The 12,363-nt window shown below is 50.9% G+C and carries 17 protein-coding genes; 16 read left to right on the top strand and 1 reads right to left on the bottom strand.

Going from position 1 to position 12,363, the window contains the following annotated elements; translation table 11 throughout:
* Positions 1–444: 444 nt before the first annotated feature.
* Positions 445–1,077 carry an ECF-type sigma factor gene (locus tag Pan54_RS02330; RefSeq protein ID WP_146501965.1) on the top strand — a complete coding sequence of 211 codons (633 nt, stop codon included), beginning with the start codon at positions 445–447 and terminating at the stop codon, positions 1,075–1,077.
* Positions 1,078–1,355: 278 nt separating this feature from the next.
* Complete coding sequence (locus tag Pan54_RS02325) at positions 1,356–3,608, top strand: protein kinase domain-containing protein (RefSeq protein WP_146501964.1); 2,253 nt, start codon at positions 1,356–1,358, stop codon at positions 3,606–3,608.
* A gap of 214 nt (positions 3,609–3,822) precedes the next feature.
* On the opposite strand, the gene Pan54_RS02320 is transcribed toward Pan54_RS02325, so the two are convergent.
* Positions 3,823–4,038, bottom strand: coding sequence for a hypothetical protein (locus tag Pan54_RS02320; RefSeq protein ID WP_146501963.1), 216 nt, complete (start codon positions 4,036–4,038; stop codon positions 3,823–3,825).
* Here Pan54_RS02320 and Pan54_RS02315 point away from each other — a divergent pair.
* From Pan54_RS02315 to Pan54_RS02260, 14 genes are all read left to right on the top strand, one after another.
* A complete protein-coding gene (locus Pan54_RS02315) occupies positions 4,025–4,333 on the top strand; it encodes a hypothetical protein (protein ID WP_146501962.1) in 309 nt (102 codons plus the stop codon). The two genes, Pan54_RS02320 and Pan54_RS02315, sit on opposite strands and share 14 nt — an antisense overlap.
* On the top strand, positions 4,333–4,815 hold the full coding sequence (locus Pan54_RS02310; protein ID WP_146501961.1) for a hypothetical protein: 483 nt from the start codon (positions 4,333–4,335) through the stop codon (positions 4,813–4,815). The genes Pan54_RS02315 and Pan54_RS02310 overlap by 1 nt, the downstream gene beginning before the upstream one ends.
* Before the next feature lie 377 nt (positions 4,816–5,192).
* A complete protein-coding gene (locus Pan54_RS02305) occupies positions 5,193–6,005 on the top strand; it encodes a recombinase family protein (protein WP_146501960.1) in 813 nt (270 codons plus the stop codon).
* A gap of 61 nt (positions 6,006–6,066) precedes the next feature.
* On the top strand, positions 6,067–7,137 hold the full coding sequence (locus tag Pan54_RS02300; RefSeq protein ID WP_146501959.1) for a zinc ribbon domain-containing protein: 1,071 nt from the start codon (positions 6,067–6,069) through the stop codon (positions 7,135–7,137).
* 91 nt (positions 7,138–7,228) lie between these two features.
* Positions 7,229–7,393, top strand: coding sequence for a hypothetical protein (locus Pan54_RS25685; protein ID WP_165441539.1), 165 nt, complete (start codon positions 7,229–7,231; stop codon positions 7,391–7,393).
* A 231-nt stretch (positions 7,394–7,624) separates the two neighbouring features.
* Positions 7,625–8,200, top strand: coding sequence for a hypothetical protein (locus tag Pan54_RS02295; protein WP_146501958.1), 576 nt, complete (start codon positions 7,625–7,627; stop codon positions 8,198–8,200).
* Between the two features lie 21 nt (positions 8,201–8,221).
* Positions 8,222–8,590 carry a DUF1257 domain-containing protein gene (locus Pan54_RS02290; RefSeq protein ID WP_146501957.1) on the top strand — a complete coding sequence of 123 codons (369 nt, stop codon included), beginning with the start codon at positions 8,222–8,224 and terminating at the stop codon, positions 8,588–8,590.
* Positions 8,587–8,793, top strand: a complete 207-nt coding sequence (locus tag Pan54_RS02285; protein WP_146501956.1) for a DUF2997 domain-containing protein — start codon at positions 8,587–8,589, stop codon at positions 8,791–8,793. The genes Pan54_RS02290 and Pan54_RS02285 overlap by 4 nt, the downstream gene beginning before the upstream one ends.
* Before the next feature lie 26 nt (positions 8,794–8,819).
* Positions 8,820–9,524 (top strand): hypothetical protein, encoded by a 705-nt coding sequence (locus Pan54_RS26205; RefSeq protein WP_242631195.1) that lies wholly within the window; start codon positions 8,820–8,822, stop codon positions 9,522–9,524.
* A gap of 18 nt (positions 9,525–9,542) precedes the next feature.
* Complete coding sequence (locus Pan54_RS26200) at positions 9,543–10,304, top strand: AAA family ATPase (RefSeq protein WP_242631194.1); 762 nt, start codon at positions 9,543–9,545, stop codon at positions 10,302–10,304.
* A 33-nt stretch (positions 10,305–10,337) separates the two neighbouring features.
* On the top strand, positions 10,338–11,279 hold the full coding sequence (locus tag Pan54_RS02275) for a hypothetical protein (RefSeq protein WP_146501955.1): 942 nt from the start codon (positions 10,338–10,340) through the stop codon (positions 11,277–11,279).
* 27 nt (positions 11,280–11,306) lie between these two features.
* On the top strand, positions 11,307–11,558 hold the full coding sequence (locus Pan54_RS02270; protein ID WP_146501954.1) for a hypothetical protein: 252 nt from the start codon (positions 11,307–11,309) through the stop codon (positions 11,556–11,558).
* A gap of 105 nt (positions 11,559–11,663) precedes the next feature.
* Complete coding sequence (locus Pan54_RS02265; protein ID WP_146501953.1) at positions 11,664–11,879, top strand: hypothetical protein; 216 nt, start codon at positions 11,664–11,666, stop codon at positions 11,877–11,879.
* A gap of 220 nt (positions 11,880–12,099) precedes the next feature.
* Positions 12,100–12,321, top strand: coding sequence for a MoaD/ThiS family protein (locus Pan54_RS02260; protein WP_146501952.1), 222 nt, complete (start codon positions 12,100–12,102; stop codon positions 12,319–12,321).
* The last annotated feature ends 42 nt before the right edge of the window (positions 12,322–12,363 follow it).

Genomic DNA, 12,363 nt, shown 5'->3' with positions numbered 1-12,363 from the left:
ACTTCAATTTCTGTTAATAGATATAGCTGTCAGTTATTTGCTTGCTATTTGCTTGCTAGTCACGTTGTAAATGTCGGAGAGAAATTCGGTATTGCGAATAGTGGGCTTATCGGTCAGTATTAATAGAGTACGCATGTGATGTTGGATGAAGAGGCGGAGATAGACTTCAACCTGAGGGACGAACTGTTCAATACAGTATCCGAGCGTAAACTATACATTTTGTCATATGGCAAAGTCGAGCACAAACAGGATTTGAGGAACAAATTCGTCCCTGAGAATCCCCAAATGTCCGAAAATTTCACTCCCCCTTTATTATCTGGACGTTAAATGGGCGAATTTAGCGACATTCTTTTAGGTGAATTTACTAGTTTTCCAAATCATTTGATTTTTGCTGGGATTTGCTCAATATTTCCAGCTCGCCGTACTTTATTAACGTGAGATACAATGTCGGGCCCTCATTCTGAAGCTGATCTGACTCACTGGATCAGCACGCTGAAGATCGGTGACTCAAGAGCGACAGAGATTATCTGGACCGCCTATTTCGAGAAGGTCGTTCGACTTGCTCAGTTCAAGCTGAAAGGCTTCACGATGCGAGTGGTTGACGAAGAAGACGTTGCCATCGCAGTGATGAACAGCCTGTTTCGATCGGTCAGAGAGGGGCAGATCAGGAGACTCTCAGATCGTACTGACTTGTGGCGAATTCTCGTTTTAATGACCACTCATAAAGTGATCGATCAAATTCGCCACACGCACCGTGAACGCCGTGGCTCTGGTCTAGTACGGGGAGATTCCGCATTCGCTGGCCTGGATCACAACGGCCAAAACGGCATCAATCAGGTCATTGGAGAAGAACCTTCTCCTGAGATTATTGTGACGCTCGCAGAACAAAAGCAGCAGCTCATCGAACAGCTGGGCGATGAACGACTCAAAACAATAGCTATCGCAAAATTCGATGGTTATACAAACGAAGAACTGGCGGCCAATCAACAATGCAGCATTCGCACGATTGAACGCAAAGTCCGCCTCATTCGCTCTCTCTGGGCTCAGTATCTGCAAAACAGTTCGCAGCAGGACTGATCAACTATGGCAACAACATCATTGAACTTAAAGCGATTCAACTCCGTTCAGAGTTCTATAGTATAAATGAACTTCGTCAGCCTGATTCTCGCAGACATAATTTGCTCAGTTCTCGTGTTCGAAAGCCGTATCAGATAATTAGAGGCGATTGTTGAATATCGATATCCCCGTGGCTTAAGCAAAACACAACCAGGTCAAGACTTTCAATCTGAATTCACTGCGACCAGAATCGTGCTTGTCGGGAACCGTTGTTTCGCCATTCGTTTTGATCTTGCACCATGAAGACACCTTATCCAAAAATTGAAATCGATCGGCAAATCGATCAGATTTGTGATCATTTTGAAGAACGGCTCAAGCAGAGTCCTCAGTCTCAATGGGACGATTTGCTTCTTCAAATTGGCGAAGAACACAGAGGAGCACTTTTCTCGGAGTTACTAGCTCTCCTGATCGATTACACTGCTCCGAACGATCTTGGTGTAACCCGTGCCGAACTCCGCAAAACATATCCACAATACTCGCAGATCATCGATCAAATATTACCAGTCGTACCAGACAAAGCTGGATTGCCGAATAGCAGTGATCCATTTAAGACTCCGCAGCTCATTCCCGGAGTGATCGTTGAACAGACGTCGCTCGGGGAGCCTGGCAGACAAGTCCCTGCAAACCTGGATGGTTACCAGATCCTTGAATGCCTTGGTCGTGGAGCCATGGGCGTTGTTCACCGAGCTTACGAAAAATCTGCGGAGCGGTATGTCGCTCTGAAATTCCTCCGCTCAGAGTTGCTGGACACTGACGCCCCACAACAGAGTCGCGTTGCACGTGAACGATTTACTGCAGAAGCCCGTACGACTGCTCGACTAGATCATCCGCATATCGTCAGTCTCTATTCAGTTGGCTCGAATAGCGAAACGCCTTACCTGGTCATGCAGTATGTCGACGGGCGTAGTCTTCAGGAAGTCTTGAAAACAGGCCCCTTGCCCAGTTTACAAGCTGCGAAGTACCTCATTCCAATTGCCATGGCCATCGACTATGCCCATCAGATGGACGTGTATCATCGGGATGTTAAACCTCACAACATCCTGATTGACCGAAACGATGTCCCTTACGTAATGGATTTTGGGCTCGCCAAAGTTTTTAACCAGGATACGTTTCTGACACGCACTGGAGAAATGCTCGGAACGCCAGCTTACATGGCTCCCGAACAGATTACCGACTCAACACTGGCTGACCAGCGAACTGACGTTTATGGCCTCGGCGTCGTGCTATACCAGACATTAACCGGACGTCCTCCCTATTTGGCTGCCAGCGTTGCCGAAACGATCACTCAAATACTACACGGCGATACCGTTGCACCGACTCGACTCAATCCCGCCATCGCCACTGATCTGGAAATCATCTGTCTGAAGTGCATCGAAAAAGAACCTGAAAAGCGGTATCAGTCAAGCCGCGAACTTGCAGACGATTTACGTCGTTATCAGACCGGTGAGCCAATACTTGCACGACGTCCCAGTCTATGGGAACGGATTGGGAAGTGGCGAAAACGTCGCCCTGTAGCAGCAACTTTGCTGACTACAACATTTTTGCTGGGAATTCTAGCGTCATGCTTAGCCGCATTAAATTATCAACATCGGCAGCAGCAAGCGAAAACGACTCAAATTCGAGAAACGGCCTTCCGGCTTTCGTTATCTCTGGAACAGGAACTTCGAGACCAGTTTGCCAAGTTTCATTTACTACAGAGTTTTTTCCAATTGGATCACCCGGAAAAGCTGAAATTTGTTGAATATGCAGATACCGTCCGCAACTTCAGCCCTTCCATTCACGCTATTGAATGGGCACCACGGGTTGCCAGTAAAGACCGTATCAAGCACGAAGACAACGAACGAAAAAGTGGTTATCTGGATTACAGTATTCGCTGGAAAACCCCAGCTGGAGAACTCGTTCCAGCAGGTCAGAACAGTGTTTATTTTCCTGTTCAATATATTTCTCCGTTTACAGGCAACGAAGCGGCTCTGGGATACGACCTTTCCTCAGAAACCAGTCGATACGAGGGATTGCTGGATGCCGTCAGACGAAACGATATCTCGTTGACGGAACCTATTCAGCTCGTGCAACAGGAACATCAAGAAGTTGCTTTCCTAGCCATGTTGCCGGTCTACGAATCGGAAATACTCCAGGCACCAACTCTGGAGGATACGAACCTCGCCGGCTTCATCGTCGCAGTTTATCTCGTTTCCGACATTATCAATAATACGAGAAATCAGATCTCCGCCGACAATCTACTGCTCACCGTAACAGATATCAGCGAAGTAGAACGCGTCCTTTATCAAGACAAACTCGAAAACTCCGACCAATATACGCACACCGAGAAACTTCTAATCACCGTCGCAGATCGGAAGTGGATGTTGAAGGTCGAATCGAATGAGGCAATTTCTCTTAATCCCTGGTCTGCATTTATCATAGGAGCGGGCAGCTTGATGACACTATTTGTTTGCTGCTGCCTCTATCTATTTACGAGACTACAACCATCATGACGTCCCATCAATCGCTCCTCCCCGAAGTGACTCGAACCTACTCCCCTCTGGCTAACAGGCCGACGATGCACTCCAGGTAATCCTTCCCGCTCAATTAATCGACACTTGGGTAACGCATGTTCTTAACAAATAGGTCCAGTTCGACAAATGCGACTGTTCCGCTAAACAATTGGCAAAAACGTGTCATCATAGAATGATGGAGATCTATAACTCTTCAGTCGCAGTCTTCACTCGCGGTCAATTGAAATTTATAAACTGATTTTCCACTTTCAGTAAATCGATTCACGACCGCTGCCTGCCAAACCTGCTGTTTGGCTTCTACATGCCGGCAATCCTGCTTTCCATTCTGTCCAATGCCTTCCTTCGTGCTGAATGCATCGACCACATCACTCCGCCCTATTGAACAGAAAGGTTCTATGATTGCGTTCAACGATAACTCTCACTCTTCTTCCTCTGGCCGCCTACGCTTCCCTCCCGGCCAAATTGTGATCACGTCCAATGCTCTTGCTCAGTTGTCTCACGCTGAAGTTTTTACGGCTCTCAAACGTCATTTGACGGGCGACTGGGGGGACTGCTGTCCGGAAGGTCGGCAGGCTAACGAACTGGCTCTGGAATTGGGCGGTCGTGTCTTCTCGGTGTATCACTCTGAAGATCACCACAAATTCTGGATCATCACGGAAGCGGATCACACGCTCACGACCGTGTTGATGCAGGACGATTACTGATGCCGCTCGCCGCCATCGACTGCTTCTCGCTAACTGCCATCTTTCTGATCGTCGCCAACACACTCAACACGTACAACGACGACTCGGCTTACGTCACCCTCAAAGAGTGGTACGGCACCCCCTGTCTGGATTGTGGAACCAGTTGCAGCGATGACGACCTCATCCTCTGCAGTGGCTGTGAAGATCCCTACTGCCAGCAGTGCTGCGATTCCTGTCGGAATTGCCACGACTCGCTCTGCTGTTCCCGCCTGCAATGTTGTGAGGAGTGCTCGACACACCATTGCAGGGATTGCCTCAATACATGCAACGAATGCAATCACGACTTCTGCAGCAACTGCCTGACCGATGGCTATTGCGAAGCCTGTTACGAAACCCTTTCTGAAACTGATCCTGAACTCGAAGAAGAGGACAACCATTATGAAACGACGCACCCCCAACAAATCCCCGCTCCCTCGACGCCTGCAGAGACGGCCTCGCCGTAAACGCTTTCATCGACCGGCCTTGAAGTTCAGTCCGGCCGTTCTGAATCAAGAGAAGCAATTGATGACTCGACCAAGCATCAAATTTGACACAGTTTTGGCACAGTTTCAATTTCCGAAACTGGCCACACCGCTCAAAACCCTATTTTTACAGGAATTTGAGGCCGGGGCAGTTTGAAAAGCGGAGAGAGAGGGAATCTACTTATGTCTTTCCATAAAGTATTTCCGAATAGGCGTTTACGTCACAACTCCTAAACTCAACATGTATTTATGGAAAGTCACCTGTGGTCACAGGTCCCCAGGGTTTCTCATGAGTTGTCATGCTGATTGGCACACTGTGTCAATCGTAGGAACAAGTTGGCTCCGTAAGGAGCTTAGCGATGACTTTGAGAATTCCTCTTCTACCTAGTAACGGCGTGACTCTGCGAGTCGTTGCGGTTTGTCGAATCAGTACGGAACATCAGGATGAACGAAGTCTTGATGATCAGGAAGCGTTGGTTCATAGTTATATCTCTGAACACTACGAAGGGCCTGTAGAATGTACCGTCATTAAAAGTCAGGGCAGCGGAGAGTACCTTGACCGCGAGGAATTTCTGCGGCTCGGTGATTACATTGATTCAGGCAACTACGATCTGGTGATTGCCGAGGACCTGAGCCGGATCTGCCGTCGGCAATACGCTTATCAGGTCTGCGAAGACTGTGAAGACTCGGACACGCGATTAATCGCAATCAACGATCGCGTCGACACCTTTGATGACAACTGGCGCGACAGTGCGATGATGTTGAGTTGGCATCACGAACGCAGCAATCGTGACACATCTGACCGAATCAGGCGATCACTGAAAAATCGACGGAAGAACGGCGGTGCCTTGGAGCGGATGATCTACGGTTACATCGTGCCAGAAGGAGCCGAATCAGATCTGGACGTCAAGAAAGACCCTGAGGCTGAGCTAATTTACGACCGATGGTTTTCGATGTTGGAGGAGGGAGCCACTTTTACCGATGTGTCTGATTGGTTGAATGAGTCTGGCGTGCCGGTTGGCCCATACGCAAGGAATGGAGAATGGGATAGTCGAATGGTTGGTCGCGTGACACGCAACGCAAAGTTGAAAGGTATTCGCGAGGGCGGCCGACAGAAGTCTGTTAGGATCAACAAAACGGGCCGGCGTAAGTCTGTAAAAAACACCACCTGAAGAATGGAACGACCGATAATGTCCACATTTGGCGTTTATTGACCCCGAACGATATGACCGTGTGATCGCTCTTTTGGACGAGCGAAACGCCAAGTTTGCCAGGAATGGAAGCAATGGCCGTGACACCCGCAAAAATGTTTCCAAAAAACGGACACGGTTCCCCGGTCAAATGATTGTCTGTGGAATCTGCGGACGCAAATATGTGTTTGGTGGTCACGGCCAAAAAGATCATCTGATGTGTGATGGGGCGCGATCACACGTGTGTTGGAATGGAGCATCCGTGGATGGTCCCCTTACCGCTGAAAAAATCATGGCTGCTGTCTTTCAGGCGGTGGAAGCGTTGCCCGATTTCGATGACACCTTTATGGCTGAAGTCCGTCAAGAGATTGAAAACATCGAGTCACGCGTTCCTGATGAACGGATTCGCTGTCAGCAACAAATCGAGAAACTGGAGCGTGAACTGGATAATCTTGTGAACTTTATTCGAGAAGGGAATTCCAGTGAGACTGTTCAGCGAGAGATCCCTCGGATTGAATCCGAATTGAAAGATCAACGAAAGTGCCTGAAGCGACTGCAGAAACCTGCTCCAGTCAACCTGTCGATTCCCAGCATTGAAGAACTCAAAAGTCTGGCGATCGGTTGTCTCAAAGAGCATGCGATCGAGAGTTGGGAGTTCCGCACGCTGATTCAGAAATTGATCCCCAAAATTGCGGTCTATCCCCATCAACTCTTTGATGGAGGAGGCTTCGTATTGCGGGCCCGTTTTCGGTTGCGACTGGGTGACCTATTGGAGTCTACTATCGCCCAACAGGCCCTCAGCGAACCGCTGGAGCAGCGGCTGCAAGTTGATCTGTTCAATCCGCCGCAGCGTGAAGCATTTCGTCGCCAGATTGTTGACTTACGTAATCGCTCAGGAGATGAAAGAAAGTTGACGGAAAAAGAGATCGCTGGACAACTCGGATTGACGGTGGCAGCGACTCAGCGAGCCGCCGCACTCCAACGATCCATGGATAACATAGGCATTGAGGATCCCTATCAGCCGCTGACAGAGCCTCCGGCGGAAGGCAAGCTCAAACGACATCTTCATCCCCGTTATCGGTTTGAGCCTTTACCAACTGCTGGAGAGTATTGAGTCGAATAATTAACCATAACTTGAAGTAAAAAACGTCACCCACAATTTTGGTCGGTGACGTTTTTTTACGGACACACCAAACAGGACACACATGCAGAAATCAAACCAGCAAGCCCCCTCAAATGATCCCAATGAATCGACGCGACAATTTGTACGTCTACTGGCGAGCCTCGTCGCCCGCAAATTGAAAGAACATTCCCCGCAAAACGTCTCAGGAACGACCAATATATCACGTGGCAAATCCCATCCCACCTAAATTTCGGGCAAAAACGGGGCAAGATACTTGTGGGAAAGTTTAGCGTTCCCGCCTTGGCTTACCATTTTAGTTCTCAACCTTTCAGAAAGGCCTTACCAATCGGAACACATACACTGCTCACTTTTGTTTCCCTGTCGCTGCTGATCGCAATTATGGCGTTCCTTAAAGAACGTCGCTTGCGATTGGCGATGCAGGAAATCCTTAAACGAATTCTTTATCACTGGAGGAAGCATGATCTCCCTAAAACAGAGTCTGGTAGTGATCGTGATCGGTCTGCTGGCCGTCATGAGCGGGTGTGAAGATGAACCCGATCAGCGGATCAGCGAGCTGTCCGAGCGCTATGCCGAACGACAAGCCGAGCAGAGTCGCCAGACAGTGGCATTGCAACAAGAAATCGCGGCTGGTTCCCGTGAGTTGGTGGCAGCAGATGCTCAGGCCCGTCAGGAACTGGTCACGATTCAGCGGGAGCTCCATAACCAGCGCGAGGGACTCGATCAACAACGTGATCGGCTGGAACAGGAACGCCGTGAATTGGCTTCGTCCCGCTACTGGGAGTCGCTGGTGGGAGAGGTTATCCGCAATCTCGGATTGATCATCCTCTGTCTGTTGCCGCTGACAATCTGCTGGCTGTTGTTACGCCAGACCAGCGAACCTGTTTCTGATCAGGAAGTGGCTGAGTTATTGCTTACCGATCTAACATCGGACGAGCCACAACTTTGGCCACAGCAACGACATCTTCTTTCGGAACAAGCTCCAGAGATTCCCGCTTCAATAGAAGCTAACTCGTCTGGTCATCTCAATTCTTAACCCTTAAGGAGCCACATCTTTATGTCCCATATTGTGACCATTCAAACGGAGGTCCGCGATCTGCAGGCCTTACGCAACGCCTGTAGCCAACTCGGTCTCCCCGAGCCTGTGCACGAAACCGTCAAATTGTTCAATAGCGAAGCGACTGGCTACTCCGTCCGATTGCCGGATTGGAATTATCCCGTCGTCTGCGACCTTGAAGCGGGCCAGGTGCACTACGACAACTTCAACGGTCGCTGGGGCGAACAAAAGCATCTGCATCGCCTGTTGCAACGGTATGCCGTTGAGAAAACCGTCCTGGAAGCCCGACGACGGGGCCACTGCGTCATGGAACGTCCATTGCATGATGGCTCGATTCAGTTGACCGTGCAAATGGAGGCAGCCGTATGAAAACGATCCAGATCATCATCTCCCCCGAAGGAAAAACGGTTCTGCAAACCCTCGGCTTCCAGGGCTCAGAGTGCCAGGCTGCCAGTCGATTTCTGGAGCAGGCACTCGGCTCGACTTCGTCAGAAATTTTGACCAGTCCGTTTTATCAACACGCATCTACTTCCCAACAGCAGATTCAGACACACGAGCCTGAGTCTGGCTAATTCTTTCATTTTATTAAGGAGACTCAATGTCACTGACCGAACAATTGACGGAAACCGTCCGCTCCGGCTTTGCCGGGATCTGGATTCAAACCTGTGAACCGGACGAAGCCCTCATGGAAATGGCTCGACTCTGCCATGAGCAAGAGTGGCAACTGGCCACCTGGGATATTGATCAGGGATTTCACCTGGCAGGCGACAATGGACAAAACATCGATGCGACCGATCCGCTCAGAGCGGTTCGTTCGTTCCAGACATTGCCCGCCGCGAATGCTCCCACACTGTTGGCGTTGATGAATTTCCATCGATTTCTGGGATCGGCAGAACTTGTCCAGGCGATCTCGCATCAGCTCATGCGGGGCAAGCAGCAACAGCAGTTCCTGGTCATCCTCGCACCGGTCGTGCAATTACCGACTGAACTGGAGAAGTTGTTTCTGTGCATCGAGCATGAATTGCCGCAACGCTCTCAACTGGCTGAGATCGCTACCTCTCTGGCAACCGAACCGGGGGAACTCCCGGAGGGTACTGAACTGGATCGTGTTCTGGAAGCGGCTGACGGATTAACCCGCTATGAAGCCGAGGGTGCTTTTAGTCTCTCGCTGGTGCGACAGGGGCGACTGGAACCCGAGGCCATCTGGGAGATCAAGTCACAAACACTCACCCGGAGTGGATTGCTCTCCTTACATCGCGGGAGCGAATCGTTCGCGACACTGGGCGGACTGGACTCACTCTAATCGTTCTGTCTGCGGGCCTTGCAGCCCCGAACCAATCGCCCCGCAGTTGTCCGCTCTCGCGGCGTGATGTTACTGGGAGTGCCGGGAACCGGTAAAAGTGCCTTTGCAAAATCGCTCGGTCAGGAGACGGGTCGCCCCACGATCACGCTGGATGTGGGAGCGTTACTCGGTTCGCTGGTCGGACAAAGTGAGGAACGAACCCGCAAGGCTCTGCAAATCGTGGATGCGATGCAGCCGGCGATCCTGTTTATTGATGAAGCCGAAAAAGCTCTCGGCGGCTCCTCGGGACAATCCGACAGTGGCGTCTCGACACGCCTGCTGGGATCGTTATTAACCTGGCTCAACGATCATACTTCGGACATCTTTGTCATCTGCACCGCTAATGATGTCCGTCGACTGCCTCCTGAGTTTTTACGAGCCGAGCGATTTGATGGGCTGTTCTTTCTGGATCTGCCGGGTCAAACCCAGAAGCAGGCGATCTGGCAAATGTATCGGCAGCAGTTTGAAATGACCGAGCAGGAATTGCCAGAGGACAAGGACTGGACCGGGGCTGAGATCCGCGCCTGTTGTCGACTGGCAGCGCTGCTGGATCTCAGTCTGCTCGAAGCTGCTCAACAAATCGTGCCGGTGGCCACAACCTCAGTGGAAGCTGTCGAGCATCTGCGTCGCTGGGCCAGTGGTCGCTGCCTCTCCGCTGAACAGTCAGGCCTGTATACGCACTCCGTCACTTCAGAGCGGCGGAGCCCATCTCCCACCTCGCCCCAACACAACTGGAATTGATATTGAAATTTACTCAATCACAAGGAGACCAAAATGTCGACGACGATGTTATCTGAACCCCCGAACGAAAGCCGCGCTGCGGAGCGTTTGCAGGCGACCATGTGCGCCACACGCATTGGCTTTGTGTGGCTGGGGACCCGCAAAACTCTCTCTTCGTCTCAGAAAGCCCAGGCCGCCGAATCCTTCGGCGCTGCGGGCGAATATCTCTCGGCTGGTAAAAAGCTGCTCGATACCCGGCATCCCCGTTTTCAGGCCGTCAATGCCCTCAAAGGACAGATCCGCAAATACTGGACTTCACTCAGTCTTCCCTATCCGGAACCAGGAATCCGACTCATTCGTCGCGAGTCTGTCGATCCTTTTCAGAATCAAATGCAATACTTTGAGGAGGAGTTGCAACAGGCAGTCCGTCTGCTGGATGAGGAGTTTGCCAACCTGCAGGCGGCGGCTCAGGAACGACTCGGCGAGCTTTATAATGAGGCCGATTATCCCGACTCTCTGGTGGGGCTGTTTCATGTGGGCTGGGAGTTTCCGAATGTCGAACCGCCTCACTACCTGCGACAACTCAATCCTGAGTTGTACGAACAGGAAGCTCGACGTGTGCAGGCCCGGTTCGATGAAGCAGTCCAACTGGCTGAACAGGCCTTTGTGGAAGAGCTTGCGCAATTGGTCTCTCATCTGACCGAACGGCTGAGTGGTCACGAGGATGGCAAACGCAAAGTCTTTCGAGACACGGCGGTCGGGAATCTGCAGGAATTCTTTGAGCGTTTTCGGTTGCTCAATATCCGTTCCAATGACCAGCTCGATGACCTGGTCGATCAATGCCAGCAGATCGTGACCGGCATTGCGCCCCAGCAACTTCGCAGCAGCAGCCACTTGCGACAGCAGGTAGCGACAAAACTCTCCGGTGTGCAATCAGTCCTTGATGGCCTGCTCATTGATCGTCCTCGGCGGCAGATCATTCGTGTCCCCAAATAAATCCTATTCGTTTGCAAGGAGCAAACCATGCAATTGCTCATTCAGCAGGACGGCACGATCCGCTGCCTGTATGCCGAGAAGATCCCGCTGGCCACTCTCGGTCCCCTCGATATTACTCGTGGTTCCCATGTGGAACCCGATTGCAACGGTCAGTGGTGGGCCGATTTGTCGCCGGTGACTGGACCGAAACTGGGACCTTTCGCACAGCGGAGCCAGGCACTTCAGGCCGAAGTGCACTGGCTGGAGACCTACTGGCTGAAGGAACCACTGACTGCGTAAACATCACTGATTTTTACTTCCACATCCCGATTTGGCAGACCCACCGTCTGCTGAGTCGGGATTTTTTATTTTCCTAACCCTGAATTATTTGAAGGAGTTTCCCCCATGAAACCATCCGAACTGAATCGCAGCATTGCGCGGGTGACTGGTGAAAGCCTAACCACCATCCAACGACTTGGCTTCGAACTGATCTCAAGAGAAGACTCGGAGTCCGCAGAATCCGAATCCCGACTGCCCCAGTTTATTGACTGGGACGAAGAGGAAGGACGTGACTGGCTCACTGAGTTTGAACAGGCCATGAGTGTGCCGGCTTATGTTTAATTCATCACCCATCTCAGTGAGAACCAATAAGTTTACGTGCTCACCTTCGAAGGGGGCGAGCCTGCCTGTGCGGCAAACACTCCGGAGTGGTCAACGCCGCGGTCGACGGAGTTTCCATAAGGTCGGCTCGCGTTCTCGATACCGGCAACATCTGATTCACTCTCGCTGAATCCAACCAAGCTCCTATTTTTCTGAGATCCATTTTTTTGAAAGGCACTTTATGCAGGTTTTATTAATCAACAACGATGGCGGCGGATTCGCCGACTATATCGAAGTCCCGGACGGGGCGTCTGTTCAAGATGTCTTTACGGAAAAGGTCGGCAACCGGCCAGCCAGCGACTATCTGATCCGCGTCAACCGACAACCCTGTGCCTCCCAGCAGATTCTGCAGGAGGGAGATCGGATTTCGATCACACCAACCAAGATCGAAGGAGCCTGTTAATTTGATTTTTTATTTCCAGAGACCGTTTGGATTTATATCACG

Source organism: Rubinisphaera italica, assembly GCF_007859715.1.
GTDB classification, from domain to species: Bacteria; Planctomycetota; Planctomycetia; order Planctomycetales; family Planctomycetaceae; genus Rubinisphaera; species Rubinisphaera italica.
This window is presented reverse-complemented; position numbering and strand designations above follow the sequence as displayed.